The sequence below is a fragment of the Leptothoe sp. EHU-05/26/07-4 genome (assembly GCF_043421015.1).
Taxonomy (GTDB): Bacteria; Cyanobacteriota; Cyanobacteriia; order Phormidesmidales; family Phormidesmidaceae; genus Leptothoe; species Leptothoe turfae.
On sequence record NZ_JAXSQV010000002.1, the window covers coordinates 598120 to 624041 of the forward strand.

Here is a 25922-nt window from a genome sequence, read left to right on the forward strand (position 1 = left end):
GCTGTCTATTCCTTGACACCACCAGGATATATTCATCCTAACCAAGAACCGCATGATGTCATGCGATGTCATTACCTGTATTCACCCTTTTTTTAGTCAGAAAGCATCGTCCGCCACATTTGCATCAGTACAGCTGTTTGCTCAGGCGTTTCAGCCTCTGGGTTAATGTAGTTCAACATTGTTTCAGCATTAGAAATCACCGGAATTGTTTCAATCGGGGCCCGTTCAATGAATATTTTTTCAATCACACTGTCTCTCACTAGCATGGAATAACGCCAAGAGCGGTAACCCATTCCTTGACTGGAAAGATTTACCATCATCCTCATCTCGCGAGTAAAGTCGCCATTTACGTCGGGGATAAAGCTGACCTGATCGGCTCCCTCTTGTTCAGCCCAGGTTGCCAGTGAAAACGGATCATTGACTGAAATGCAAAAGATCTCATCCACACCGTTTCTTCGAAATACCTTGGAGTATTCGTTGTAGCCTAATAGCTGAATAGAAGCATAAGGATAGATAAAGGCTCCTGACACCGCAAACGCCACTACGATTTTGTTATTGAAGAGATCTGCCGTCGAAGTCTTGTACCATCCCCCGTCAGCAAACATCCAAAAGGCAACTTGGGGAACACGCTGGCCCCTATGATTAAATACCACTTTACTAACTCCTTACTTGCAGGCAACAGTGGAGTCAGTTATCCCCTCCTGACCTATGAAATTGTTGAGTAGAGACACTACCCTGAGACCAACAGCAAATACATCCATCTGCGTTCAAGATTTCTAAAGGTTTATATAGCCTCACCCGATGCTCGGGTGAGGCTACGCTCAGCCTCCCTTGAAGGCCTATTTACTGAGATTAATTGAGAAGATCAAAGCGATCGAGGTTCATCACTTTATTCCAGGCTGCCACAAAGTCTTGCACAAACTGTTGTTGTGAATCTTCACAGCCGTAAACTTCAGCAAGTGCACGCAGCTGAGAGTTTGAACCAAAGATCAAGTCGACACGGGTGCCGGTCCACTTAAGTTCGCCCGTTTTGCGATCGCGCCCTTCAAATACATCTTCCGCTTCAGAGGTTGCCTTCCACGTTGTATCAAGATCGAGCAGATTTACGAAGAAATCATTGGTCAATGTCTCTGGCCGGTTAGTAAACACACCGTGTTGGGTCTGGCCAACGTTTGCATTCAAAACACGCATGCCACCAATAAGAACCGTCATCTCAGGCGCACTCAGCGTCAGTAACTGAGCCCGATCCACCAGCAGTTTCTCTACAGGTATGGTGTACTTGCCTTTAACGTAGTTGCGAAACCCGTCCGCCATGGGTTCAAGGACAGCAAATGATTCCACATCAGTTTGCGCCTCTGATGCATCGGTGCGCCCAGGCGTGAAGGGAACCTTAACATCGTACCAACCAGCATTTTTCGCCGCTTGCTCAACAGCTACACATCCACCCAGAACAATCACGTCAGCCAGCGAAACTCTTTTCCCACCAACCTGAGACGTGTTGAAGGTTCGTTGGATGGCCTCCAGCGTCTGTAGCACAGTGGCTAATTGTCCCGGCTGATTCACGTCCCAATCCTTTTGCGGTGCAAGACGAATGCGGGCTCCATTCGCTCCGCCACGCATATCAGATCCCCGGAATGTGGAGGCCGATGCCCAGGCCGTTGAAATCAATTCAGAGGTGGAGAGACTAGAACCAAGAATCTGTTCCTTAAGGACTGCAATATCCTGCCCATCAATCAGTTCATGGGTGACTGCCGGAACCGGATCTTGCCAGATCAGCTCTTCTGCAGGAACCTCAGGGCCGAGGTAACGTACGCGGGGACCCATATCGCGGTGTGTCAGCTTAAACCATGCACGGGCAAACGCATCAGCAAACTGGTCTGGGTGCTCAAGGAAACGTCGTGAAATCGCCCCATAAATGGGGTCCATTCTCATGGCCATGTCCGCTGTGGTCATGATGGGAGCATGACGCTTCGATGGATCGTGGGCATCGGGTACCGCATCGTCAGCAACACCTCCTTTGGGAACCCACTGGTGGGCACCAGCAGGACTTTTTGTTAGCTCCCACTCATAACCAAATAAGTTCTCAAAGTAGTTGTTATCCCATTTCACCGGGTTAGTGGTCCATGCCCCTTCAATGCCGCTGGTGATCGCATGAACACCGACACCGCTACCAAAGCTGTTCTTCCAGCCCAACCCTTGCTCTTCAATACGAGACGCCTCGGGTTCAGGGCCTACCAATGCTGCATCGCCAGCACCGTGACATTTACCAAAGGTGTGTCCACCGGCAACGAGGGCAACAGTCTCCTCATCATTCATCGCCATCCGACCAAAGGTCTCGCGAATGTCTCGGCCTGAAGCGATTGGGTCAGGACGGCCATTGGGACCCTCCGGATTCACATAGATAAGACCCATTTGAACCGCACCCAGCGGATTTTCAAGTTCGCGGTCACCGGTGTAGCGCTTGTCGCCAAGCCACTCAGACTCAGAGCCCCAATAAATGTCTTCCTCAGGCTCCCAAATATCTTCACGTCCACCGGCAAAGCCAAAGGTTTTGAACCCCATTGACTCCAGGGCACAGTTACCAGCAAGGATCATCAGATCGGCCCAGGAGATTTTCCTGCCATATTTCTGCTTAATAGGCCAAAGCAACCGGCGAGCCTTATCAAGGTTGCCATTATCAGGCCAGCTGTTAACGGGCGCGAACCGCTGGTTGCCAGTGCCACCGCCACCACGTCCGTCGCTGATGCGGTAGGTACCAGCACTGTGCCAGGACATCCGGATAAAGAATGGTCCATAGTGACCGTAGTCTGCTGGCCACCAATCCTGAGATGTTCTCATCAGATCGAAAATATCTCTCTTAACGGCATTTAAATCAAGACTTTTAAACGCTTCAGCGTAGTTAAAGACCTCACCCATGGGATTCGACTGGGGAGAATGCTGGTGGAGAATCTTCAGGTTCAACTGATTTGGCCACCAATCTTGGTTAGAGGTTCCAGTGCCAGCGGTAAACTTCTGGGTCGCACCAGTAAATGGGCATCCTCCTTTACTGCTACTTGGCTGACTGGTCATGCTACTGCTTAAGTCGGTCATAGTGTCTCCTAAAGAGTGTGTAGTGAAAACTTCTTTACGCCGCGTCAATATGCTCCAATAGACACGAAAAAAATTAATCAAGTTGTTTGTCGCTGGCATGGCTAACAACATATTTAAACCAATAATAATCCCTGAATATGAAAAATAGCTGAATTTTAAAAACTTTACTTTTATAGTTTTTTTCCTATAAAAATAGGTGTTTAACAGGAGTTTTTACATGGAGTAAATAAGTATAAATCCTTGAGATGAAATCAACCAATTAAATAGCTAGACCTCTATAAGTCCTTTTGCCAGAAAGGCATTTCAGAATTAAAGCCCATCAAAAATAAGATTTTCAGATATATATTTCTCCCTAAAAATCTAATCACAGATTATTTAACCAATCCACTTAGATTTTTAATCCTAAAATCTATTAATCTTAAATTTTGTTTTTTCAAAGCATGCAAAAATAAACTAATTTACAGACACTCTTTTTGTATTTATCTGAAATATATTTAGTCGATCTCGCGTGGATGGATTTGAAATTCAACCACCCACCCTAATCGATAAAAAAGCTGAATCAATTTATCGATTGTGAATCGAGTAAAGTGACCATTAAATAGATGTGATACTTCAGGTTGCTGAATAGCCAGCAATGTTGCGAGTTCTCGCTGCTTCAACCTTTTTTTGATTAGAATTTGACGTAACTGATGCCCTAACTCTGCACGAGGATCTAAGGCAACGTTGTTATATCCTTCTCGTACCAACCTAGACCTATCTTCCGGAATGGAGCCATCATTTTCATCTCTCATTGTGATCTCTTATCCAATGCCTGAACAACCTAAGGTTTGCTGGAAGACTCGCAATCAGACTCAAAGCGGCTTATGCTCAGCCAAGATTAATCTGACTATTATTGAATCTAGTCTTATTTAAGAATAATTCTAATCTAAGAATAAAACAATAAGTATGATTGCTTATTGTTTTATGTGTAGGTTTGCAGTTCTGAGCTGCTTTCTACAATCAATTGTGAGGCTTTAGCTCTGCTGCTAGGTGCAATGTGACCCACGCCTCTGACTGCTGGGAGATTATCTGCTGGGAAGCAGATGGTGTTTGCAGCAGATAATGGCCAACTTACGGAGCGATTCATTAGTACTAATGAATCGTGTTATCCTAAAGCCACTGCCGTCGCTAGCGTGCATATGGTTGCTACGATCGCCATTCATAAAATTTGCCTAGAACCGGGGAGTCGGATCATGATTCCCGACATTAGCTGGCATAAATTTGAATCAATTTTGCAGGAGCTGGGTGAGTATCGCAATAGCCGTATTGCTTATAGTCAGAATACGTTAGAAATTATGGTTCCTTTGCCTGATCATGAGCGTAGCAAGATTTTAATATCTGACATTGTTAAAATTTTGTTGCGTCGTCAAGGTCGTGATTGGGAATCTCTTGGTTCAACAACATTTCGAGGTGAGCTTAAAACTGCAGGTGTAGAACCGGATGACTGTTTTTATATTGCAAACTACGAAGCTGTTATTGGCAAAAGTCGTCTTAATTTAGCGGTTGACCCACCTCCAGATCTGGCAATTGAGTCAGATTATACGTCTAAGACTAGATTGGATGCCTACATAGCTGTGAAAGTCCCTGAGCTTTGGATTTATGATCGGGGACTCAAAATTTATGTGATAGACGGTGAGGATTATCTTGTTGTTGAGAATAGCCCTACATTTCCTGGATTACCTATCAAGGTGATGGTTGATCGGGTGATTCAGCAGGCACAGCAGGTAGGCAGCAGTCGAGCATTACGAGCTTTTGAAGAAACTCTTTAGGGTTTGTCTAAAACTGAGTGGTCGAGAAATTTTTCGGCTGGTTTAGCAGTTAAGGGCAGCTTGGATAGTGCCATAGTAAATGCTGGATAACTCTCAAAAGTGCTGGGTAAGAGCCTACCTACTTTCCTGGAGTTATACAGCAAAATTTCGGTATAAGTTCTGTAAATAGGGATGTTATTACGCAAATCTGCTGGATAAAATGCGGAAGCATGGATCTTATCCAGCAAGTCTGAGTTGAATTACAAGTTATACGGGCTTAATACTTGGTGATGTAGTACTACAGGCTTACTTCGCTTACTTCTCTCTTTTTATGTTTTCAAAATATTGAAAGCTTAGAAGTCGTTTTTATTTACTGAAACAGCTGATGGAAATTGCAAAGCTTCTTCTCGAATATATCAAAGTTCTTGCATGGCCATCCGTCATTCTGACAATTGTCTTGATGTTTCGTAAACAAATCGAAAGCCTTATTAAACGATTAGAAAAAGCTGATTTGCCTGGAGGTGTATCAATAAGCCTGCGTGCCGAGATCCTCGAAGCGAAAAAATTGTCTGAGCAAGTAATTGCGGAACCACTATCCCCATAGGCAAAAGGAGTACAAAATTTACCTCTAACAGAAGCTAATTTAAGGATGATAAAGTTAGGGTTGCAGCCTTCGCCAAGTGGCCTTAACGTCAACTATTATCGTGATCTTGTCGAGGATGATCCAAACCTTGCGCTTGCCGGATTACGTTTGGAAGTTGATGTATTGGCTAAAAATCTTGCTACAGGCTTTGGCATTGATGTTACCCCAAAAGATTCGGGAGGACGCTTGATCAAGAAATTGCACGACGCTGGTTCAATAACCTTGCAACAAGCACAATTGATCCAAAAGATATTAAAGTTAGCTAATGCTGGCATTGACGGAACATCTGTTAGCTATCGTGAAGCCAGTCAGATTATTAACATTGCTGGTGTTCTAGTTAACCAGTATATTGCATGGTTAAGTTGGGGATTTGACGATGGGTGGCAGCCAAGACAGAAAAGATAGTTAAGCAACCTCCATAACGCTACGCAGAAACCCATAGATCTCAAGTTCTATGACTTTGCTGATGTTCGGATAGCCCTCACCCCAACTCTCTCTCCCTGGGAGAGAGAGTCAGATTCAAAGTCTTTCTCCCCTCGGGAGAAGAATTTAGGATGAGGGCAAAAAGCTGGGCATTAATAAATTCTGATTCCTTAAGCAGGAATTCTGTTTCGCTCCATATCAGTCGATAATGGACCACGTTAAGACGCGCCGTGGAGGTCAGCTGTCCAACCCTCAAAATTTCCCTCTGGGTTGATGCCAGTGCCGACAATGGTTAAACCATCATCAGAAATTCCAGTCGCTGCGCCCAATTTCCAACCCGTTAAATCAAGGCCAAATTCATCTGTAAAGACAGCCTGTAAGCTACGCATCCCATTGACGGCATCCCAAATAAACGCCCCCGCATCGATCGCAGACTTAGCAAAGTTACCACCGATCACGATCGCTCCATCCGCAGAAACCTTAACGAACCCAGGCCACTCACCCAGGCTGACCATCCCCTCTGCTTGAGTCCATCGAAAAATTTCCGTCTCAAAAGCGGTTGCTCTTTTACCCACCACCACTGAGCCGTCATCAGAGACATCAGTGGCCAGACTAAGTGCTTGATCTGTTGGATCGCTCAGCAGAGACATCCCGCCCGTTTGTGTCCAGCGAAAGGCTCGATTTTCAGACACTCCAAGCGGATTATGGCCATTAGGATTGATAAAGCCGACAATAACCGATCCATCTGCAGAAACGGCAACTGCTCGGCTCGTGAAACTGCCACGAATTGGCAAATCAACTGGAGAACCCAGTACCCTCATCCCCTCAGCTTGAGTCCAACGAAAGGCTTCATGATAGTTCGCTTCGCTACTCCCCTTGCCGACAATGACAGAACCATCCGCTGAGATGGCATCAGCCCGACTCCTGAAACTACCGTCAGGCAGGTCGCCGAGGCCAACAAAACCTTCTGCCTGCGTCCAGCGAAAGGCTTCGTTATCGCTATGGCCAGCAATCACAGAACCATCAGCCGAGATATCGCTTGCAACAGTTCCATAGGGATTACCCGGTAACTGCCCCAGGCCAACCATGCCCTCTGCCCGTGTCCAGCGAAAGGCTTCAGGCAAAGATGCACGATTGAGTTCAGTGCTGCTGTGACTAGCACCCACAATTACAGAGCCATCAGCCGAAATTGCCAATGCATAACTTTTAAACCAACCACCCGGTAAGTCACCAATGCCCACAAATGAGGCGATTGGGACAGCATTTGAGAGTGATGTACTGATGACAATTGCTGCTATTACTGCCATCACTGCACTGATAAAGACCCAATATTGCTGCCTCATGGTTATGCTCCCAAAGCTGAATAGGTATGAAGAGTATTGGCCTTCACCGGATATCTCAATAAAGCGGTTGTCATGGTCGAGATTGACAAGACATGTTTACCCAGCAACGGTAGGGCCAAAATTCAAATATCAAATGCTGGACAGAGTGCTCCAAACAGAATTTCTGTTCTATCGGCCAAAGGGCGTAAAACGTCAATGTTATCAATGGGATTGCGACACAGATAGGCGAATTCTAAGTTAGTCAACGATTGCAGCGGACTCACATCAGTGACTTGGTTGTTGCTCATTGTGAGTTCCTTTAAGTTGCTCAGGGCGCTTAAGGGGGTAATGTCGGTAATTTGATTGTTGGCAATTTGTAAGGTTTCCAGCTGAGTGAGTGAGCGCACTGCACTAATGTCAGTAACCTGACTATCGCTAATGGCTAAACGGGAAAGCTGAGTCAGTGAACTGAGGGGGCTAATATCAGTAACCTGCTCAGTGCCGATCAGCTCAAGGATAGTGAGATTTGTTAACGTCTGTAGAGGTGCGAGATCGGCAACAGGGGTGTACCACAGTCTGATGGCCCTCAAATTAGTTAAGGACTGTAGCGGACTCAAATCTGATATTTTGTTGTACGACAGGTCAAGGCTGGTGAGATGCGTTAGCGATCGCAACGGCTCAAGGTTTGAAATTGCACTAGTCGTAGGACTTGCCGGGCTGCCATTAAACCCTTGGTTGCCCGGTAAACTCAAGTGAGTTCGGGTTAAGAGATGTTCATTCGCTTGATTGCAGTCAGACGTTTCGGTCAACAGCAACAGCCTATCGACCGTCATGCGAGCTGATTCTTCAAGGTTATCTCGATTGGCACACCAATCTAAAAAGCTACTGAACGTATGCGTCTCAACTGATTGTTCTACCGTTTCAGTTTGCCCTACCGTTTCGGTTGCTTGATTGAAGATTAGCGGCAGACTGAATGCGAAAACTAGCATCAATTTTCTAGAGATAGGTTTGATGCTTGATGTTGAACGTTTGAAGAGAGTTTGAACAGTTGTCAGTCTTAGCATCTTTATTTTAACCGGATACAGGTTTCAAAGGATTGCCTTGATATCAATCAAATTGTCTGATTTATGGATCTGGGTTTGAGAGCATATCCTTAGCTATACGCGTAACGCTCTCTCTTGAAATCTAAATACAGCGACAGCTAAAAGCTATGTACTATTACAAGCTAGATGACTTGCATAGTCAGCCTTCTGGCGATAATCAGTGCATCATTAATCTAGCCAGTGCTGGAAAACTGATTTAGTTAGAGCGGGAATAACAATAAGCACTCAATTACCCATAGACTAATGAATAGACTGTATGAAAGAGATAAACAATGTCGGCTTTTATATGAAGAAATGGTCAAGCATATCAGTAATAACTCGTAGTAAAAATATACCTGTGCGGCATGCCGAGAGATCAATGCTGGATATTTTCCTCGGAACACAATAGGCCATGGGCCCAAGGCTCTTCACTCAAGCACTTAAGCCCATAGCCTATTTCTACTTAAGCTACCCAATCAAAGTAGCAAGCAAATACAATCAATCATTTGATCGAAACCCAAATCTCGAAGCCACCTAGCCCTGTTTCGGAGTTAAATGTCTCGTCATATTTCTCTAACATCGGTCCTGCTGCGGCTTCATACCCAGATTGCAGTAGGCCATCACTCCAAATGGCAGAAATTACCGACCGAATCTCTGAGATATGGCCATCGTGGCTAAACACGGCATACTTTTGGGCTGGTAAATTCAACTGCACCAACCCAAACGGTAAGCCATTATCTGTTTGCACTTCGACACCGCACAGGTAATCAAACACCCCGTCATCGTCGTAGTTGTAGCACACACCATAGGCAGCGCTGCCCAATTTTTTAGGCATGCTGTCGAGATACGGGACAAATCGTTGCCATTGATTTGGAATCCCAGCTGCCGATTCGCAATCGTACCGTTCTACAATGCCAAACAAGCGTTTGTTGGCCAGAGTCTCGACTCGTGGTGTACTGAGTTTAGGGAGTGGTGTTGTAGTCATAGCAATTGGCTCCATCAGTGATAAGTTGTTCAGGTTCCCTTGCAATCGCACCACCTCAGGTGTGAGATGAAACTCTTCCTTAAAGGCACGTGAGAAGGCTTCGTGGGAACTGTAGCCGTGGTCAAGGGCAACTGAGAGAATATCCGGCGCTCCCCCAGCCAACACCTTGGCCGCTTCTGTCAAACGACGACGACGAACGTATTTCATCAGCGACATTCCCATAACTTCTGAGAATGCGCGGGTGAGATGGAACTTGGATACGTGGCTAGCTCTGGCCACATCCTCCAGGCCTACGGAATTACGGAAGTGGCTTTCAATGTACCAAAGTCCCTTGTGTACTACGTTCATCTAAACTCCATTGGCGTCTTTTCTAATCCTAGTCATGCCTATAAGCTCGCGCTTGATAGTTTTTGCGCTCCCTAGGATTTTTGCTATGGGGATGGTCCAAATTAGCTAATGCCGAAATCTGTGTTTCTGTATGTTTAGCTAGCCTTTAACTGTTGCATCAGACGATCAAGGTTGATACCAAATTTCTCTCTCAACATACGGGCTGCCAAACCGGCTAAATGGCCCGCTAATTCCACTTCTTCAGTTTCTTCTAGCATGCCAACGAGCAAATGTTCTGGGGCGACATAAGTCTGTCCAAGCACATTGACGGTCTCTCGGGCTAGTTCTAACACCCGTTTCACCCTCGGGGCAAACGGTAGCGACGGGGGGGAGGAATGTCGACCGGTGGTTCAGGACGGGCTCCCAGTAAGGCCACAATATGGCGTTGGGCATCATCAAACGTGACGGCGGCAGCGGATAAGGCGTTTGCAGCTGGGCTGGTCCCTTCAGCCAACAATCCCAACAACATGGTCTCTGTGCCAAAGACACCCAGGTTTAGCTGACGGGCAATTTCTTGTCCTAACGTAATTACATTAATCGCTTCAGGGGTATAGTTTTTTGCCGATATGTGCAGCTCAATATCTTCAGCTAAAGAAGAGAAGGCAATGGCTTTGAGAATATAGTCAAACGTTGCCTCATCCATCGTGCCCCAACTGGCGGCGGCGGCACCTTCTTGCTGGTATATTTTCGCAAACGACTCATAAATTTGTTCATCACCACAAATTAGGGAGTTCATAATGCCTTGCCAATAGTTGGCCAAGGCTTTTACCTTGATGCCTTTGAGATCACTACCTTGGGTCATTTCAGAACGGGCTAAGCTCAGCATTTCTTGCCACTCTGTTTGATGCTCCTGAAAACGGTCGGCGAGCACAGCTTGCTGCTGGGGAGTAAAATATTGTTCAGACATTGAAATGGTCTCCATTGCTTCCATCAGTTTTTCAACCGCAACAGATTTCGTGGTTTTAAGATCAGTTGCGATCGCACTCAACCGCTGCACTAATGTCCGCGACAGCGCCATCTGCTCCCGCAGGCGCGCCAGATGCAGATCAATCACCTGAGGTAAGGCATAATCAGGACTATCTAGACAGTCACGGATTTCTGACAATGTAAAGCCCAGCTGCCGGAGTGATACAATCTGCTGAAGCCGGATGATATCCCGCTCACTGTAGAGACGATGTCCTGCCTTGGTGCGCTGAGACGGTGACAGCAACCCTATCTGGTCGTAATAGTGTAACGTCCGGATCGAGAGTCCAGTTTGCTTGGCAAGTTCACCAATTTTCATTTGGCTCGTCATCTCAGCTCCTTAGAACTGCGGTTGATGTCTGCATGCTAAAACCTGACGTCGCGTCAGGTGCAAGGGGGTAAGGTATGTTGGCATTGTGCATAGAACTGCATTTACCCATAAAAAACGAGGCAGTCATGAGCAAAGACGATCCTGTTATTTTTCATAAAGATGATGATCCGGAGTTACTACAAGCATCACAACAGGCTAGGGAAACGTTTCGATATTTCTGGAATCAAGTAGCTCTGGACTTCAACAGAATTATTCCTGCCCTGGAGTTGGCTTGTGTTAAGGCTCCATTTTCTGATGATGCCGCTAACCCACAGGCACCGGTCGAGCATATGTGGATTGATCAAATCAACTTTGACGGCATTGATATCTATGGCATTTTGCTCAACACACCTAGCCACCTCACGTCCTGGGTCGAAGGTGATGAGGTCCGGTGCCCGCTGACCGATCTTAGTGATTGGCTCTGTGTGTTAGAAGGCAAGGTCTATGGGGGCCACACTGTACAGGTAACCAGGGGGCGGATGGAGGCGGTAGAACGTCAAGAATATGATCAGGCCTGGGGGTTGGACTTTCCAGAGCCAGATACGGTGTTTATCCCTGAGCGGAATGACGAATTTGAGGGTACGATCGCCAACCTAATAGCAGAGGAAATTGCGAAGAATCCAGATGTTGTCAGGGCAATATTTGACAGTGGTCAAACATTGCTGCACTTAGAATCACTCTATGGTCGTATAGAATCCGTCAAGGTACTTTTAGAACAGGGAGCCAGTCCGACCACCTGTTGCAATCGGGGATGGACACCGTTTGACTATGCGCGATCCCTAGGATGGTCAAATATAATTCAGTTGTTAGAAACAACAACTGAACGGTAAAAATTATTGGTTAAAAATATTGTTCAAAACGCTAGATGGACATAGTACTCAGAAAACCCACACCTGGTGATATTGGCTGGGTCATTTCAATGCACGGAAAAATTTATGCTCAAGATTTTCAATTAGAGCCGCAATTTGAAATCGACATTGCTCGAAAAATAGTATTGTTTTTCGATAATGCCAGTGGTTTTGATCTCTTCTTAATTCCCTATTTTCAGGGGCATCGAGCAGGTTCCATAGCAGTTTCAAAAGAATCAGAGAAAACGGCATTTGTGAATTTTGTTCTGGTAGTCCATGAGTTTAGGGGGCAGGGCATTGCCAGGACCATGATGCATGCCATCATCAATCACTCTCGCAAGCATAATTTCAAGACATTACGCTTGGAAACCTACAGCTGTCTGAACGCTGCTCGCAAACTATATAAAACTCTTGACTTTAATTTAATGAGCAGTAAGAAAAATATTAGAAAGTATGGCCAAAATTTTGATCAAGAATTTTGGGAACTAGAACTGTAAAAATCGGTATACAACGAAAAAAGCTTAACTAAATACTAATTCCTTGCTTCATTAACTTCCACATAATCGAGTCTTTGTATCTTTTGGTCATCTAAGTTTTTTATGGCAATCTTCAATTCTTGAGATGTTTGCAGTCTGTCCCAGGTAATACAAGGTGCAAATGCGCCCTGAATTTTTAAGGAAGCAGACGCCATACCGGCTGCATCAAAAACAACTTGTACTGAATCCAGTTCCTGCTTGGTGTTAATACATCGGTAATAGTGGTCAGTGATGATAGGTTCTCCTGCTTGTTGTAGCCGATCTAGCAATGAATCAATATTGTCGTCAGCACTACCCTCATAACCTCTGATTTTTGAGCCTACGAACTCCAATTGCTCAGCTAATATACCTGAGTTAAATAAAGATAGATTGACTGTTCCATCACTGCTTCCATTCTCAAAATGTATAACTTTGCAACTACCTAATTCTGAAAGCCTACAGAGATCTAGTGCCGAAAAAATTATCTGTGGTGCTAATTCACTGATATAAATCCAGTTATGATCCACTAGTTTAAATACTACAAAGGCATTTTTTGAGCTTGGAAGAATAGTTCTGTTGTAGCAATCCCTAAGGTGCAGTCTCGAATTTATTATTTCAAATAAAGTATCGATTGTCCGCTGGAAGGATGCCTCCACTAAAGTAATTTCATAGGAAGACTCGAAACAGCTGATTCCTCTAAATCCTTCAAAAGAAACGTCAAAATCTTTGCCCGGTGTTAGATGATAACAGCCATGCATTATTCAGTCACCGAGCCTCCAAAATAAACTTTAAATCTGTTCGCCTGGGTGCAACGCGATGGATTTCGACACACTTGAACCATCTCCTGGTCCTTAGGATCCTCAGGTCGTTTAATGCTATCGCCTGGCCAGTATACAAATATGCACTGTCTCTACTAACTGTTAGCTAGATTATCCTGTGCCAGTGTTCTGTTCCTCCATCAGTTAATTGGTGGTTCGTCTGTAATATAGCAAATATTAATTTCTAGCTTAGTAAACTGCTGCTTACATGCAGTCGCTTTCTGGGCACATAGCTGCCACTATTTATGGCTTTCAGCAATCACTGATGTTGTGAACTATGTACACCAAGCTATAGTTTAGATATCGCTGGGAGTGATATCTAAGATGAACTATGACCTCAACCTCCTCAGAACCTTTTCGGCATTGATGACGGAGCGGAGCGTGACAGCTGCCAGTCAGCGATTAGGTGTGACGCAGCCTGCGGTCAGCGGTTCACTCGCAAAATTACGGCGTTTGTTTGACGATCCGCTCTTTACCCGCACTCGGTATGGGATTGTGCCGACAAAAAAGGCTGAGGCCATTGCCCCCATTGTGCAAAAAGCCCTGGAAGATTTAGATGCTGTTGTTCAAAGAGAACCTATCTTTGAACCAAAAACAAGTGTGCGAAGATTTCATGTTGCTGCAAATCCCTATTTTGAATCTGTGTTGATTCCTCGTTTAGCTCAAATGGTTCACCAGCAAGCTCCACAAATACAGTTAACGCTAGTGCCCATAGGAGCTGATTTAGCGGCAGCTAAACCCAATGGCGGAGTCACTGAATTGGCCCTCAGTCAGTTTGACCACCCTCCTGAACAAGTGATGTGTCAAACCATTTTGAAGGACGAATTTGCCTGTGTTGTGCGGGCTGAAAATTCTTGTGTCGGAGATATGCTCACCATAGACGCCTATGAAACCATGAAGCATGTGCTTGTTGCATCTCCTAGCCGACTAGAAAATGGGGTGTTTACTATGCTGAAACAGCAATCGATTCAGCGTAAGGTTGCGATCGCAGTTTCTCATTTTCTAGCAGTTGCCCCCATCATTGCCAAAACAGATTACTGCGCCACACTGCCAAAACGCATTGCTCAACAGTATGTAGGCAACCCTCGATATCGTGTATTTGCCCCACCCACTGACTTTGGACAGTTTCCCATGCACATGGTGTGGCATCCTCGCTATGACAATGATGCTGGACACCAGTGGTTACGACGTTTAATTCAAGATATCTGTAATGACTTGACAGAACCACAAAGCATTTAACATAAACATCATTCAGAGTTACACCGAAAGACATTCATTGGTGCACCCTAGCTAACCTCCCAAAGACAACAGCCCGAACCTTTTGTTGTCAGATTTTCTCAGCTACCATCTGTATGATGGGGATGGTGTTACATCATTGTTGTCTCGATAAGGGACAGTGGCATCAATATCAATGCTATCGGTAGATGTAATACTTGGTTGGTGCACTTGGGAAGTAAAGCCCTTTGCCATATCGAGAAATAAAGCCGGATCTCCAACCTTAGGTTGTAGCTCATAGGAGCGGAAAGTACGAACCGCCTCTTGCCAGATTGGCTGTGGAAAACCTAATTGATCACGATGGTAAGCATCGTAGCGAGGAGAAGCAATATTAAAGGGAACTTCACCTATAGTACGACTAGGCAAAACTCGACGACGATGATAAGGCACAACATTTTCGCCAAAGTTTTCAAGATATTCATGACTATTTAGTAACTCAGCAATAAAGCCCTGGAGCCCTTTGCTCATAACCACTGCCGACCAGGCAATTTGCTCCGCTTCACTATAGGCTCGACGTCCCAAAACCCTTTCAATGCAGTGTTTGACAAAGCGATAGTTGCTGTTCTTACTGTAGAAACTATCGATAAAGGTATTGGACAACAGCAATCCCCGAATAAAATCCCGCACTGTAATTTGTCTATTGCGCAGCTGAGATTCTAGGGCAATTTCACGATCCCACCTAAAAGCGTGAAAGAAGATTTGTCGATAGGCTGCATCGATAAGAGCCCCCATTTCTGTTGGCGAGAATAAATCATCGGTTGAATAGATAATTGTTTCGTCATCTGGAGCACCGAGTGGATCAACGCGCTGGTTAGGACAGGAAGGAGAATAAGCCAATAGAGGAATAGTCATATTTTTTCAAGTCTTCACTCTTATAGATTTTGAAAAACCAAAACATATCAACTCACAGTGAATTATAAAAGGCAACAACTCGTCAAATCTTTAATGGATCAAAAAAATGTTACAGACCTTAATCTCAAACATGGGAAGATCACTAAATATTTTTGACTCTTATTTTGCCTAGAGTAACTCTTAAAAACCTGCCATGAATAGCTTAGGCAAGCTATATTTTTCTATTTCAAGTGTCTTTTATTTCATATTCTTTCTTAGGGGCTGCACAATTCCTGCACAATTTCCTTGGTCTAATGGGTGACATAAGATTAGCTTACAAGAATTAGAATCTTGAGCTTGTAAACCCTTAAGATCAGGTATTGAAAGATTCAGATTCTTACACTGCTACTCTATCGTTGATAAAGCTAATACCAAATCTCATCAGGTTCTTGTTAAAGAGTCCTGTAGAGAACCCTGACAGTTTAGTTTGTTCACTGCCTCTACTCTTAGACGGTTTTGTGGCATCAGGGAGGTTAGTCAGCGATCTTTCTAGACTACTCAAGCAGACGTTAGCTGGCATTGGCGAAGTCAGGCTTCAGCACCTAACTCAGTGGACAAGAAAAAATTAGGAGATTGAATCAATGTTAGATGCCTTTACGAAGGTTGTGTCGCAGGCTGATAATCGGGGTCAGTTAGTGGGTCCTGATCAGATTGATGCTCTATTGGCTGTCGTTAAGGATGGGGCAAAGCGCACTGATGTTGTGAATCGCATTACGGGCAACGCCTCTGCAATTGTCACTAATGCTGCACGAGCATTATTTGAAGAGCAGCCTCAATTAATTGCTCCCGGTGGTAATGCTTACACAAATCGCCGAGTTTCGGCTTGTTTACGTGATATGGATATTATTCTTCGCTATATCACCTATGCAGTATTTCTAGGGGATACCAGTGTCTTAGATGATCGTTGCTTGAATGGTTTGCGCGAAACCTATTTAGCGTTAGGTGTGCCTAGCTCTTCGATGGCGACTAGTATTCTCAAGATGAAAGATGCAGCGATTGCGATCGCAAATGACCGCAACAACATCCAACCTGGTGATTGTAGTACCCTGATGGCTGAACTGGCTAGCTACTTTGATCGAGCTGCTGCTGCTGTCAGCTAATTTGACCTTAATCCTGAACAACAACGTCAAATAATCTCTGAACAAGCTATTCCTTTAAGCAACTTGTTCTAATCAATGCTTTCCTCAATCATCCCTGCTAAAACACGAGTAAAAAATCATACCAATGAAAACACAATTAACAGAAGCCGTTGTAGCTGCTGACTCCCAAGGCCGTTATTTGGGCAATGTTGAACTTCAAATTGCCTTTGGCCGTTTACGCTTAGCAACAGCCGATTTAGAAGCAGCCAGGGAACTCGGTATTAAGGCACAACAATTGGCTGAAGGTGCTGCGAATGCAGTCTATCAGGTCTTTCCCTATACAAAGACTATGCAAGGCAGCAACTATGCCTTTGATACCCGTGGTCAAGCCAAGTGCTTGCGCGACATCGGCTACTATGTACGGATTATTCAATACTGTCTGATTGCAGGTGGCACGGGGCCAGCTGATGACTATTTACTGGCAGGCTTGGCTGAAATGCACAGTAGTTTCGAGCTAGTTCCAAGCTGGTACGCTGAGGCACTCAAATATATTAAGGCCAACCATGGTTTAACGGGAGACCCTGGTCTGGAGCTCAATTCCTACATTGATTACATTATCAACGCTCTCTAGAGGCCAGTAATCGCTCAGAGGTCATGGTCCTTTCAAATCCATAGTCCGACTGTATTAACGTCGCTGATTTATGAGATGAATCTGTAATCACTAGAATTTACAGCATTTTCAGATTAGAGGATTAGAGAATTAGCGACGTTATTTTTTGACATTTTAGACAACGGTGGGAGCTATAGCATTAAAAATCCATGGCAAGGCTTGTTTATTAAGTAGTGACGTTAGGTAAAAAGATGGCTGGTTTGCAAGAAGCTGGGAGATTGGGAATTAAACCCTTTGATGAGGCTAACCCTGTTGAATTGAGACCCAATTGGACCCGAAATGATGTCCAAGCTGTTATTTCAGCAGCCTATCGACAGGTGCTTGGCAATGAGCATCTTATGGAGAACGATAGGTTAGAAGAACCAGAGTCCCTTCTAGCTCAGGGCATCATCTCAGTTCGAGACTTTATCCGGGCAATTGCAGAGTCAGATCTCTATCGTCAGAAGTTTTTATATCCCAACTTTCATGTTCGCTTTATCGAGCTGAACTATAAGCATCTGCTAGGTCGAGCGCCCTATGATCAAACTGAAATTGCCTATCATTTAGATCTCTTTTTGACCAAAGGATACGAAGCTGAGATTGACGCTTACATCAGCTCTATAGAGTATGAGAATAGTTTTGGGGACAATATTGTTCCTTACCACAGAGATTTTAAAACCGATCATCCGGGTCAACGGACAGTTGGCTTTAGCCGTTTGTTACAACTTTATGGTGGCTATGCTAATAGCGATCGGGCACAAGGGCAAAAACAACCTCAATTGACCGTAGCCGTCGCTAAAAACTTACCGGCTCCGCTGAGTGCGTCTAAGCGTGTGGCTTTATCTGGCCCCTTAGGAGGGGCTCGTGGTGATGTCTATCAACTGCGAGTGGTCCGGGCAGCGTCAACGCGTTCTCCTGTTGTTAGACAAAGTGTGACAGAGGTACTGGTTTCCTATGACCAGTTAACGACCAAGCTACAACAGTTAAATCGTTCCGGCAATAAGGTACTGAGTGTAACTGCTGTTTAGTTCTGTGAAATAAAGGAAAATGTCTGATGGCTATTACAACAGCAGCCTCTCGTCTAGGGACATCCGCGTTTAGTGATGCTGCCACATTAGAACTACGACCTAATACCACAGCAAAAGACGTTGAAGCGATTATTCTGGCCGTGTATCAGCAGGTCTTGGGCAATCCTCATCTGCTGTCGTCTGAGCGGCTAGTTATTGCGGAATCATTGTTGCGCAATCATAAAATCACCGTACAGGAATTTGTACGACAAGTGGCGAAATCAGACCTGTACAAACAAAAGTTTTTCTACAGCACCTTTCAAAGTCGGACAATTGAGCTGAACTATAAGCATCTGCTAGGTCGAGCGCCCTATGATCAAGCTGAAATTGTAGAACACATGGATTTGTATGAATCTAAAGGCTTTGAAGCAGATATTGATGCTTACATTGACTCAGCTGAGTATCAAACCTACTTTGGAGAGACTATTGTGCCCTACTATCGGGACTTGGTGACCACGGGGGTGGGGCAACGTTCCGTAGGGTTTTCCCGTCTTTTTCAGCTTTATCGTGGCTATGCCAGTAGCGACAAAGCTCAATTTACTGGAAATGCCCCCCAACTTGTCAAAGATCTTGCACGGAACACAGCTACAGTAGTTCAGCCTCCTTTAAGTAGCGCAGGTAGTATCGCCTTTATACCTGCGCTTAAAGGAGACGCATCCGTTAGCACATTTGGTGGCTCCAAAGCCTTTGGGTCTGGTCGGCTTTTTCGGGTTGAGGTCGCTGCGATCAGTGGCCCAGGCTACCCTAAAGTCCGACGGGTCAACAAAGCTGTCATTATTCCCTATGAAGAGTTAACCCCCCATATGCAACGGGTACAGCGTCAGGGGGGAAAAATCGCAAGCATCATAGAACTCTAAACTACGTCAAGGTTAGAACTCATAGTCTCTTGCGGGGACAATGTAGCTCTGGCCAGGGTCAAGGTTTAGACGAGGGTCAAGCAGACTATTGCTGGCAGGAAAGTGATTACTTCCCTACCAGCAATATTTTTTTGCTAATGATAATTTGAACAATTACTTGAAACTTAAAAAAACTAAACAATCATTAAAAAACTGTCAAATACCTAATAAATTGGTAAGTAGCGCAATTGAGTTTATCGCTGATGGTGCTTGACGTTAGCGTAAGTGAATTTTCTTCCTGGAAAGAGGTCATGGATGCTCAACCATTGACTGCTTCCAGTCAAACTTCGCTGCCAAGAGCATTAACGAAATTTACCACTCATCCTGAAGTTGGCTGTATTATTGTGTTACGTCGGGCTCAGGTGGTTGGTATTGTCACTCGACAAGATGTCCTAAAACTCATTGCGAAAAGAACGGACTGGGCCAGACTACGATTATCTAAGGTGATGACACGGCCTGTGATAACAGTTGTGTCATCTGAATTATCCACCATAGAATCACTGCTAGAGCAATTTGAGTGTCACCAGATTAGCTATCTTCCCGTGTTGGATGAGCAGAGTGGATTAAAGGGCGTCATTTCTCACAAGCGCCTGCTAATGGCTTCAAATTATCAGAATACTGAAGTCATTCTTAAGCGGAAGCATCAACGGGCCCAGATTTTTGCAGACATTACCCTCAAAATTCGGCAGTCATTACAACTCAAAGAAATCTTACAGACAAGCGTTGAGGAAGTTCAAAAACTACTGAATGCTGACCGAGTCTTAATCTATAAAGTTTTGCCCGATGGTACGGGTAAGGCAACGAGTGAGGCGGTTAAGGACTCCTATCCAGCCGTTTTAGGGATGACCTTTCCTGAAGAGGTATTTCCAACCGATTATCAACAACTCTATGCGAAAGGACGTGTACATGCTATTACCGATGTTCATGACCCCGAGGCTGGTGTTGCTGAATGTTTAGTTGAATTTACTGAGCGGTGGGACATTAAGTCTAAGTTGATTGTTCCAATTGTGTATCCCCTGACTCCTAAGCAAACAAAAGTTGATAAGTCTAATCACCAAGACTTGTGGGGGCTGCTCATTGCCCATCAATGCGAAAGTCCACGGCGGTGGACAGACTTTGAATTAGAGTTAATGCAGCAGCTCGCCGCTCAGATTAGTATTGCGCTTTCCCAGGGGCAGATGCTGGAGTATTTAGAAGAACGGGTCAAATTACGCACCGCAGAGTTGACTGAAACCAACAAAGCCCTGTACCAAGAAATTCAAGAACGGAAGCAGATTGAAATAGCACTGCGACAAAGTGAAGAACAAATACGTCTGATTACGAATAATTTGCCAGTTCTCATTGCCTATGTTGATGCTCAACAATGTTATCGATTTAACAATCAGGCTTATAATTCCTGGCTAGGTCAAGATCCTACAGACCTCTATGGTAATCCCATCAAAGCTTTTAAGGATCCTGACTATTATGAGACAATTCGTCCTCATATTGAAGCGGCTTTAAGTGGTAACCAGGTGACCTATGAGAGTGAACTTATCTTTAAAGATGGCTATATCCACTCGATGAGTGTCAGCTATATTCCTCATCTGGAACTTACGGAACAGGGGCAAGCCATAATCAATGGTTTCTTTTCACTGACCACGGATATTAGCGATCGCAAAGCCATTGAACGAATGAAAGATGAATTTATTGCTGTTGTTAGCCATGAATTAAGGACTCCTTTAACATCACTGCATGGCTCATTAAAGCTGATTGCTACAGGGCGTTTAGGGCATTTATCAGAAGAAGGTCAACAAATGCTGGCGGTGGCGGATGAAAGTACTGATAGACTTGTACGTTTAGTCAACAATGTCCTGGATCTACAGCGGATAGAATCCGGTGAAGTCACTATGGATAATTGCACATGTAATGCTGCTGATTTAGCAGAGCAAGCGGTTGAGGCCATGCAGCCCATAGCTCAACAACATGATATTGAGATCCATACCCTGCTGGAACCACTCTTAATTTGGGCTGACCCAGACTATATTGTGCAAACTCTAACCAATCTCATTGGAAATGCCATTAAGTTTTCAGCTCCTAATAAAACAATTCTCTTAAGCCTGCAATCACACTCTATTGCTCCAAAATTACCTAATGGCTCTACCAAACCTTCATTATCTGATTTAGAGGCAGCACTTTTCTGTGTGAGAGATCATGGACAGGGCATTCCTTCCGATAACCTAGAGAGTATATTTGAACGATTTCAACAGGTTGATTCTTCTGATTCTCGTAAGAAGGGAGGAACAGGCCTAGGATTAGCGATCTGTCGTAAGATTATCGAACAACATGGCGGCACAATTTGGGCCGAAAGCCAGATAGGAATTGGTAGCAGCTTTTATTTTACTGTTCCGCTTTCCAAGGATCAGGTATTAAAAACATTATGAAATCCAAACTGATACTGGTGATTGATGATGAAGAGCCTATTCAGAAGGTGGTTAGGCTCAGCTTAAAGATGGAAGCCAATTGGCAAATTATTTGTGCATCTTCGGGAAAGGAAGGAATTCATCTGGCTGAAACACGCCAGCCAGATGCCATTCTACTGGATGTAATGATGCCTGACGTAGATGGCATTAGTACCTTTGAAAAGTTACATAATAATCTTCAGACCAGAGATATTCCAGTTATTTTGTTGACGGCTAAAACTGGAACAGCAGAAAAACGCTTATTTCAAAAGATTGGGGTGACTGGGGTTATTACTAAACCTTTTAACCCTTTATCATTGGCCAGTCAAATAGCCAAGTTGATAGGGTGGCAACTCTAGGGGGATTTAATGAAAATCTTATTGGTAGACGACGACAACGCAATTTCTGAAGTTCTCATCCAGCAGTTAACAGTACAAAACTATATTGTTGACCGGGTGGCTGATGGCGAAATGGGGTGGTCCTATGCGTCTACCTTTAACTATGACCTGATTTTATTAGATTGGGGATTGCCTCACCTGGATGGAATGCAACTCTGTCAACGGTTGCGCCGTGAAGGATACGGTGTGCCTATTTTACTGTTGTCGTCTAGAAATCAACAAGTCGACAAAATCAAAGGGTTGGAGGCTGGTGCCGATGATTATTTAGTCAAACCCTTTGATATCAAAGAATTGTTAGTGCGTATTCGCGTACTGGTACGACGTACGTCTGCTGAACCACAACCCGTTTGGGGATGGGGAGACCTTTGTCTTGACCCAGCCAGCTGTAATGTCACCTATCAGGGGCATCCCATCAAACTGACGGCTAAAGAGTATGCTCTGCTAGAATTTTTCTTACGTCATGGCCATCAGGTTTTTAGCACATCTGCACTATTGGATCAGATCTGGTCTTCTGATGAATTTCCCAGTGAAGCGACTGTGCGATCGCATATTCGGGGACTACGGCAAAAACTTAAGACGGCTGGAATTTCAGCTGACGTAATTGAAACCGTACGAGGGTTGGGATATCGCCTCGGGACATCACCATTAACATCCCTTCACCACCAAAAACTATCGAAAACAATTTCATCTGAACGTCAGGCTCAGTATTTGCAAGGTCTGACTCAAACCTGGCAAACTCACAAAGATGAAAGCATTAGACGTTGGCATTACTTAGCACATTTGTCACAAACTCTCAAAGAACAAGACATCAATGAGCAACAGCAGCTACAGGCCAAACAAATGGCCCATAGTCTAGCAGGGACCTTGGGGATTTTTGGATTGATCGAGGGCCATCGCTTAGCTGTAAAGATAGAGCAACTCCTGGACGCAGTGTCGACCTTATCACCGACACAGGTAAAACAATTTCAGGCATTGGTGACCACCTTAGGCCATACATTGGACAATCCACCACAGCTAGTTTCCTGGACAGAAAACGCCCCTCATTTGCCCAAAATTCTCATAGTAGATGTCAATGAAGCTTCTTATATTCAGCAACTGATGGCGTTGGCCGTAGCCCAGGGCCTAGGCATAGATGTGGCCACCTCCACTGAAATGGCATCTCAAGTTTTAGGCCTAAATGACTCTAAAACCCCTAACCTTGATGTTGTCACCGAGCTTCCAGACCTGGTACTCATCAACCTGGTTAGTAGCGATACCGATCTTGTACTGGCTGAATCTAACTCAAAACTGCTATTACAATTGAGCACCCAATTGAATACTCACTGGCCTCAGCTGCCCATGGTATTAATCACTCCTCAAGCAGATTTTAGTAATCGCCTGGATTTAACTCGTCGAGGAGCTACCAAAGTACTAGAGTATCCAGTGAGTCCTGCAGAAGTACTAGAGGCTATTGATCAGGCAACATACCTGAGATACCGTCACAGCAAAATCATGTTAGTCGATGACGACAGTCATTACTTACAACAGATGATGGAATTGTTACAACCCTGGCATTTGCAAATTACGCCTTTAGCAAATGCACAGCGCTTTTGGACAATCTTTAACCAGGTCATACCCGATATCATTGTTCTAGATATTGAGATGCCTGGAATTAATGGGTTTGATCTTTGCAAAGTGCTTCGTAGTCATCCTGACTGGCAGCATATACCCATCATTTTTTTGAGCGTCCATGGGGATCAAGATAGCCAATCTAAAGCGTTTGCTGTTGGGGCAGATGACTACATCACTAAATTAACCCAGGGACAGAACTTAGTGTTCCGTATCCTGAATCGATTAAGACGTTATCACGCTTGGTGTAATCAAGAAAATATAGCGTTAGCCTTAGAATAATCATCATATTTAGCGATAGATATTCGTCTATGCAATCTTGAATGTGCACAAAGGCTGCACAGTGGTACGGCATGGTAGAAAGATACCTTTGCAATACTCAACCCATCGGTTTTTACTCTCCCGTGTACTCAAACATTAAACAATGCAACAGGACAACGCATTGGCGATTGTGATTACACACAGGATGGCAACCCTTGCTCTAAAGCAACCCTTGCTCTAAAGCAACCCTTGCCCTAAAGATTTCGCAGTGACTTACGTACAATCATGAAGCAAGCTTGTTATAACTCCCTATGTCAACACCAGCATCCTTTAATTGCTCAATTAGCCAAGACCATTGAAGCAACCTGGCAAAATCAGTTTGTACTCTATCCTTATCAGATACCCAAAGATTTAGGCTATATAGAAGGGAGCCTTGAAGGTGAGAGACTGACCATTGAAAACCACTGTTATCAAACAGTACAGTTTCGCAAAATTCATTTAGAGCTTGCCAAAGTGGGTCAACATTTGGATATTCTGCATTGCGTCATGTTTCCACGCACCAACTTTCCCTTACCCATTTTTGGAGTGGATATTGTAGCGGGTCGAGGACAAATTAGTGCTGCAATTGTCGACTTATCTCCTGTTTCTGCTGTCCAAGGTTTACCTATCAAGTATCACAAAGCTTTGACAAACCTCTCTAGTCCTCGGTTTGACAAACCGAGGAAGCTACCAACTTGGGGGGATATTTTTTCTGAGTTTTGTTTATTTGTTAGCCCTACAAATGAACAAGAAGAAATGTCATTTCTAACTCAAGCAAGTGATTTTTTATCAATCCATTGTCAATTAAGTAATCAGACCAGTCCTGTTGAATCCATGAAGCAGAAAGCAATCGTTGTAGGAGGACAACATCGTTATTGTTTACAACAACAAAAAAATGATAAAACCAGACGAATTTTAGAGTCTGCTTTTGGGACTGAATGGGCTGATCGATATCTGCGGACTATGTTGTTTGACTGCGGAGATATGGCTGTAACTGAGAAAAATACAACAGGATGTAAACCTTCATAAGGTATATAAGCCTATCATCAATCACTCAAAGGCTTATTCTACAAGCGCTTGGGGATTGTAAGCATTCAGATACAAAACCATGCACAGCTTCTGCACGATCAAATTGATTAAATCAAATTGGTTCAAAAGTCAGGGCCTTGATTACGGTCAAGGCTCTCTTCCCTCAAAGTTTGTTGGCAAATATTTTTTTGTTTTACAGCACAGTGGACTTGATCGGCAATAGATTAGAGGCAATATTGATTCCATGCCTTATACAGCAATGTTTAGGCTGCCTTCCAACAGTTCCTAGATCATTGTGCCACAAGGATTTATTGACGATAAAGTCTATGTGCCTTGGGGGATATGTTTTTGATGTTTTTCTCTATTAAGATGTTCTTCCATTTTTCCTGCTGGGGCGTTGCTCTCCTCACTCAAATAGAAGGAAATTAGTTTCACTCATTTGAACCTGACTTATCTAGAACATCTTGTTGGTGAAATTTGAAGCTTTTCTTAACAGCTTCAGTACTTGTATATGCTTGTTTTAAGTAGGAGATTTTTCCATGTTCGATGCTTTTACCAAGGTGATTGCCCAAGCCGATGCACGAGGTGAATACATTGGCGATTCCCAAATTAACGCGCTGACTCAACTCGTTGCAGATGGAAGTAAGCGCATGGATGTGGTTAACCGGCTAACAGGTAATGCCAGTGCCATTGTTACCAATGCAGCACGGGCTCTGTTCAAGGAGCAACCCCAACTGATTGCACCCGGAGGGAATGCATATACCCATCGTCGTATGGCGGCCTGTTTACGGGATATGGAAATCATTCTGCGCTATGTTACCTATGCAATTTTTATAGGTGATGCCAGTGTCTTGGATGATCGGTGTTTGAATGGGTTGCGTGAGACCTATTTAGCCTTGGGTGTACCGGGTGCTTCAGTGGCAGAAGGTGTGAATAAGATGAAAGAAGCGGCGATTGCGATCGCAAATGATAGAGCTGGCATTACCCAAGGCGATTGCAGCTCCTTGATGGCCGAACTCAGTAGCTACTTTGATCGAGCAGCAGGTGCTGTTGGTTAAT

The 25922-nt window shown here is 44.4% G+C and carries 25 protein-coding genes; 15 read left to right on the top strand and 10 right to left on the bottom strand.

Features of this window, described 5'->3' with window-relative positions; translation table 11 throughout:
• Positions 1-92 precede the first annotated feature (92 nt).
• From U2F10_RS04360 to U2F10_RS04370, 3 genes are all read right to left on the bottom strand, one after another.
• A complete protein-coding gene (locus tag U2F10_RS04360) occupies positions 93-653 on the bottom strand; it encodes a redoxin family protein (protein WP_163664342.1) in 561 nt (186 codons plus the stop codon).
• A gap of 199 nt (positions 654-852) precedes the next feature.
• Complete coding sequence (katG, locus tag U2F10_RS04365; RefSeq protein WP_499870971.1) at positions 853-3090, bottom strand: catalase/peroxidase HPI; 2238 nt, start codon at positions 3088-3090, stop codon at positions 853-855.
• A 494-nt stretch (positions 3091-3584) separates the two neighbouring features.
• Positions 3585-3881 carry a helix-turn-helix domain-containing protein gene (locus U2F10_RS04370; RefSeq protein WP_499059482.1) on the bottom strand — a complete coding sequence of 99 codons (297 nt, stop codon included), beginning with the start codon at positions 3879-3881 and terminating at the stop codon, positions 3585-3587.
• A 291-nt stretch (positions 3882-4172) separates the two neighbouring features.
• Between U2F10_RS04370 and U2F10_RS04375 the strand changes: the two genes are divergently transcribed.
• The 3 genes from U2F10_RS04375 (at position 4173) to U2F10_RS04385 (ending at position 5925) form a co-directional block, all read left to right on the top strand.
• Positions 4173-4898, top strand: coding sequence for a Uma2 family endonuclease (locus tag U2F10_RS04375; protein ID WP_499870973.1), 726 nt, complete (start codon positions 4173-4175; stop codon positions 4896-4898).
• 364 nt (positions 4899-5262) lie between these two features.
• Positions 5263-5481, top strand: a complete 219-nt coding sequence (locus U2F10_RS04380; RefSeq protein WP_499870975.1) for a hypothetical protein — start codon at positions 5263-5265, stop codon at positions 5479-5481.
• Between the two features lie 45 nt (positions 5482-5526).
• Positions 5527-5925 carry a hypothetical protein gene (locus U2F10_RS04385; protein ID WP_499870977.1) on the top strand — a complete coding sequence of 133 codons (399 nt, stop codon included), beginning with the start codon at positions 5527-5529 and terminating at the stop codon, positions 5923-5925.
• 236 nt (positions 5926-6161) lie between these two features.
• Here U2F10_RS04385 and U2F10_RS04390 read toward each other — a convergent pair whose 3' ends face one another.
• From U2F10_RS04390 to U2F10_RS04410, 5 genes are all read right to left on the bottom strand, one after another.
• Complete coding sequence (locus U2F10_RS04390; protein WP_499870978.1) at positions 6162-7286, bottom strand: PEP-CTERM sorting domain-containing protein; 1125 nt, start codon at positions 7284-7286, stop codon at positions 6162-6164.
• A 122-nt stretch (positions 7287-7408) separates the two neighbouring features.
• Positions 7409-8254 (bottom strand): leucine-rich repeat domain-containing protein, encoded by an 846-nt coding sequence (locus tag U2F10_RS04395; protein ID WP_499870980.1) that lies wholly within the window; start codon positions 8252-8254, stop codon positions 7409-7411.
• Between the two features lie 595 nt (positions 8255-8849).
• The gene (locus U2F10_RS04400; RefSeq protein WP_499870981.1) at positions 8850-9680 is read right to left on the bottom strand and encodes an AraC family transcriptional regulator; all 831 of its coding nucleotides are present in this window, start codon (positions 9678-9680) and stop codon (positions 8850-8852) included.
• Between the two features lie 134 nt (positions 9681-9814).
• The gene (locus tag U2F10_RS04405) at positions 9815-10021 is read right to left on the bottom strand and encodes a Clp protease N-terminal domain-containing protein (protein ID WP_499870983.1); all 207 of its coding nucleotides are present in this window, start codon (positions 10019-10021) and stop codon (positions 9815-9817) included.
• Complete coding sequence (locus tag U2F10_RS04410; RefSeq protein ID WP_499870985.1) at positions 10018-11013, bottom strand: MerR family transcriptional regulator; 996 nt, start codon at positions 11011-11013, stop codon at positions 10018-10020. The genes U2F10_RS04405 and U2F10_RS04410 overlap by 4 nt, the downstream gene beginning before the upstream one ends.
• A 125-nt stretch (positions 11014-11138) precedes the next feature.
• Here U2F10_RS04410 and U2F10_RS04415 point away from each other — a divergent pair, with 125 nt between their 5' ends.
• The gene (locus U2F10_RS04415) at positions 11139-11882 is read left to right on the top strand and encodes a YegJ family protein (protein ID WP_499870987.1); all 744 of its coding nucleotides are present in this window, start codon (positions 11139-11141) and stop codon (positions 11880-11882) included.
• Between the two features lie 35 nt (positions 11883-11917).
• Positions 11918-12397 carry a GNAT family N-acetyltransferase gene (locus U2F10_RS04420; RefSeq protein WP_499870989.1) on the top strand — a complete coding sequence of 160 codons (480 nt, stop codon included), beginning with the start codon at positions 11918-11920 and terminating at the stop codon, positions 12395-12397.
• A 35-nt stretch (positions 12398-12432) separates the two neighbouring features.
• On the opposite strand, the gene U2F10_RS04425 is transcribed toward U2F10_RS04420, so the two are convergent.
• Positions 12433-13173 carry a hypothetical protein gene (locus tag U2F10_RS04425; RefSeq protein WP_163668263.1) on the bottom strand — a complete coding sequence of 247 codons (741 nt, stop codon included), beginning with the start codon at positions 13171-13173 and terminating at the stop codon, positions 12433-12435.
• A gap of 384 nt (positions 13174-13557) precedes the next feature.
• Between U2F10_RS04425 and U2F10_RS04430 the strand changes: the two genes are divergently transcribed.
• Positions 13558-14472, top strand: coding sequence for a LysR family transcriptional regulator (locus U2F10_RS04430; protein ID WP_499870991.1), 915 nt, complete (start codon positions 13558-13560; stop codon positions 14470-14472).
• Positions 14473-14574: 102 nt separating this feature from the next.
• Here U2F10_RS04430 and U2F10_RS04435 read toward each other — a convergent pair whose 3' ends face one another.
• Complete coding sequence (locus tag U2F10_RS04435) at positions 14575-15360, bottom strand: phycobilisome rod-core linker polypeptide (RefSeq protein WP_499870993.1); 786 nt, start codon at positions 15358-15360, stop codon at positions 14575-14577.
• A 620-nt stretch (positions 15361-15980) separates the two neighbouring features.
• Here U2F10_RS04435 and cpcB (U2F10_RS04440) point away from each other — a divergent pair.
• From cpcB (U2F10_RS04440) to cpcB (U2F10_RS04480), 9 genes are all read left to right on the top strand, one after another.
• A complete protein-coding gene (gene cpcB / locus U2F10_RS04440) occupies positions 15981-16499 on the top strand; it encodes a C-phycocyanin subunit beta (RefSeq protein WP_163698652.1) in 519 nt (172 codons plus the stop codon).
• A 124-nt stretch (positions 16500-16623) separates the two neighbouring features.
• A complete protein-coding gene (locus U2F10_RS04445; RefSeq protein ID WP_163698654.1) occupies positions 16624-17109 on the top strand; it encodes a bilin-binding protein in 486 nt (161 codons plus the stop codon).
• Between the two features lie 230 nt (positions 17110-17339).
• Positions 17340-18155 carry a phycobilisome rod-core linker polypeptide gene (locus tag U2F10_RS04450; protein ID WP_163698656.1) on the top strand — a complete coding sequence of 272 codons (816 nt, stop codon included), beginning with the start codon at positions 17340-17342 and terminating at the stop codon, positions 18153-18155.
• Positions 18156-18181: 26 nt separating this feature from the next.
• Positions 18182-19051 (top strand): phycobilisome rod-core linker polypeptide, encoded by an 870-nt coding sequence (locus U2F10_RS04455; RefSeq protein WP_163698658.1) that lies wholly within the window; start codon positions 18182-18184, stop codon positions 19049-19051.
• Between the two features lie 242 nt (positions 19052-19293).
• Positions 19294-21510 (top strand): ATP-binding protein, encoded by a 2217-nt coding sequence (locus tag U2F10_RS04460; protein WP_250565750.1) that lies wholly within the window; start codon positions 19294-19296, stop codon positions 21508-21510.
• The gene (locus U2F10_RS04465) at positions 21507-21887 is read left to right on the top strand and encodes a response regulator (protein ID WP_163698660.1); all 381 of its coding nucleotides are present in this window, start codon (positions 21507-21509) and stop codon (positions 21885-21887) included. The genes U2F10_RS04460 and U2F10_RS04465 overlap by 4 nt, the downstream gene beginning before the upstream one ends.
• 9 nt (positions 21888-21896) lie before the next feature.
• Complete coding sequence (locus tag U2F10_RS04470) at positions 21897-23816, top strand: response regulator (protein WP_163698662.1); 1920 nt, start codon at positions 21897-21899, stop codon at positions 23814-23816.
• A gap of 264 nt (positions 23817-24080) precedes the next feature.
• A complete protein-coding gene (locus tag U2F10_RS04475) occupies positions 24081-24863 on the top strand; it encodes a phycocyanobilin:ferredoxin oxidoreductase (RefSeq protein WP_499870996.1) in 783 nt (260 codons plus the stop codon).
• 539 nt (positions 24864-25402) lie between these two features.
• Positions 25403-25921, top strand: a complete 519-nt coding sequence (cpcB, locus tag U2F10_RS04480; RefSeq protein WP_499865964.1) for a C-phycocyanin subunit beta — start codon at positions 25403-25405, stop codon at positions 25919-25921.
• Position 25922 lies beyond the last annotated feature (1 nt).

Excerpts from the sequence above, each read along its gene's own strand:
- katG (WP_499870971.1), bottom strand. The coding sequence starts at position 3,090 with ATGACCGACTTAAGCAGTAGCATGACCAGTCAGCCAAGTAGCAGTAAA.
- U2F10_RS04370 (WP_499059482.1), bottom strand. The coding sequence starts at position 3,881 with ATGAGAGATGAAAATGATGGCTCCATTCCGGAAGATAGGTCTAGGTTG.
- U2F10_RS04375 (WP_499870973.1), top strand. The coding sequence starts at position 4,173 with ATGGTGTTTGCAGCAGATAATGGCCAACTTACGGAGCGATTCATTAGT.
- U2F10_RS04380 (WP_499870975.1), top strand. The coding sequence starts at position 5,263 with ATGGAAATTGCAAAGCTTCTTCTCGAATATATCAAAGTTCTTGCATGG.
- U2F10_RS04385 (WP_499870977.1), top strand. The coding sequence starts at position 5,527 with ATGATAAAGTTAGGGTTGCAGCCTTCGCCAAGTGGCCTTAACGTCAAC.
- U2F10_RS04390 (WP_499870978.1), bottom strand. The coding sequence starts at position 7,286 with ATGAGGCAGCAATATTGGGTCTTTATCAGTGCAGTGATGGCAGTAATA.
- U2F10_RS04395 (WP_499870980.1), bottom strand. The coding sequence starts at position 8,254 with ATGCTAGTTTTCGCATTCAGTCTGCCGCTAATCTTCAATCAAGCAACC.
- U2F10_RS04400 (WP_499870981.1), bottom strand. The coding sequence starts at position 9,680 with ATGAACGTAGTACACAAGGGACTTTGGTACATTGAAAGCCACTTCCGT.
- U2F10_RS04410 (WP_499870985.1), bottom strand. The coding sequence starts at position 11,013 with ATGACGAGCCAAATGAAAATTGGTGAACTTGCCAAGCAAACTGGACTC.
- U2F10_RS04415 (WP_499870987.1), top strand. The coding sequence starts at position 11,139 with ATGAGCAAAGACGATCCTGTTATTTTTCATAAAGATGATGATCCGGAG.
- U2F10_RS04420 (WP_499870989.1), top strand. The coding sequence starts at position 11,918 with ATGGACATAGTACTCAGAAAACCCACACCTGGTGATATTGGCTGGGTC.
- U2F10_RS04425 (WP_163668263.1), bottom strand. The coding sequence starts at position 13,173 with ATGCATGGCTGTTATCATCTAACACCGGGCAAAGATTTTGACGTTTCT.
- U2F10_RS04430 (WP_499870991.1), top strand. The coding sequence starts at position 13,558 with ATGAACTATGACCTCAACCTCCTCAGAACCTTTTCGGCATTGATGACG.
- U2F10_RS04435 (WP_499870993.1), bottom strand. The coding sequence starts at position 15,360 with ATGACTATTCCTCTATTGGCTTATTCTCCTTCCTGTCCTAACCAGCGC.
- cpcB (WP_163698652.1), top strand. The coding sequence starts at position 15,981 with ATGTTAGATGCCTTTACGAAGGTTGTGTCGCAGGCTGATAATCGGGGT.
- U2F10_RS04445 (WP_163698654.1), top strand. The coding sequence starts at position 16,624 with ATGAAAACACAATTAACAGAAGCCGTTGTAGCTGCTGACTCCCAAGGC.
- U2F10_RS04450 (WP_163698656.1), top strand. The coding sequence starts at position 17,340 with ATGGCTGGTTTGCAAGAAGCTGGGAGATTGGGAATTAAACCCTTTGAT.
- U2F10_RS04455 (WP_163698658.1), top strand. The coding sequence starts at position 18,182 with ATGGCTATTACAACAGCAGCCTCTCGTCTAGGGACATCCGCGTTTAGT.
- U2F10_RS04460 (WP_250565750.1), top strand. The coding sequence starts at position 19,294 with ATGGTGCTTGACGTTAGCGTAAGTGAATTTTCTTCCTGGAAAGAGGTC.
- U2F10_RS04465 (WP_163698660.1), top strand. The coding sequence starts at position 21,507 with ATGAAATCCAAACTGATACTGGTGATTGATGATGAAGAGCCTATTCAG.
- U2F10_RS04470 (WP_163698662.1), top strand. The coding sequence starts at position 21,897 with ATGAAAATCTTATTGGTAGACGACGACAACGCAATTTCTGAAGTTCTC.
- U2F10_RS04475 (WP_499870996.1), top strand. The coding sequence starts at position 24,081 with ATGAAGCAAGCTTGTTATAACTCCCTATGTCAACACCAGCATCCTTTA.
- cpcB (WP_499865964.1), top strand. The coding sequence starts at position 25,403 with ATGTTCGATGCTTTTACCAAGGTGATTGCCCAAGCCGATGCACGAGGT.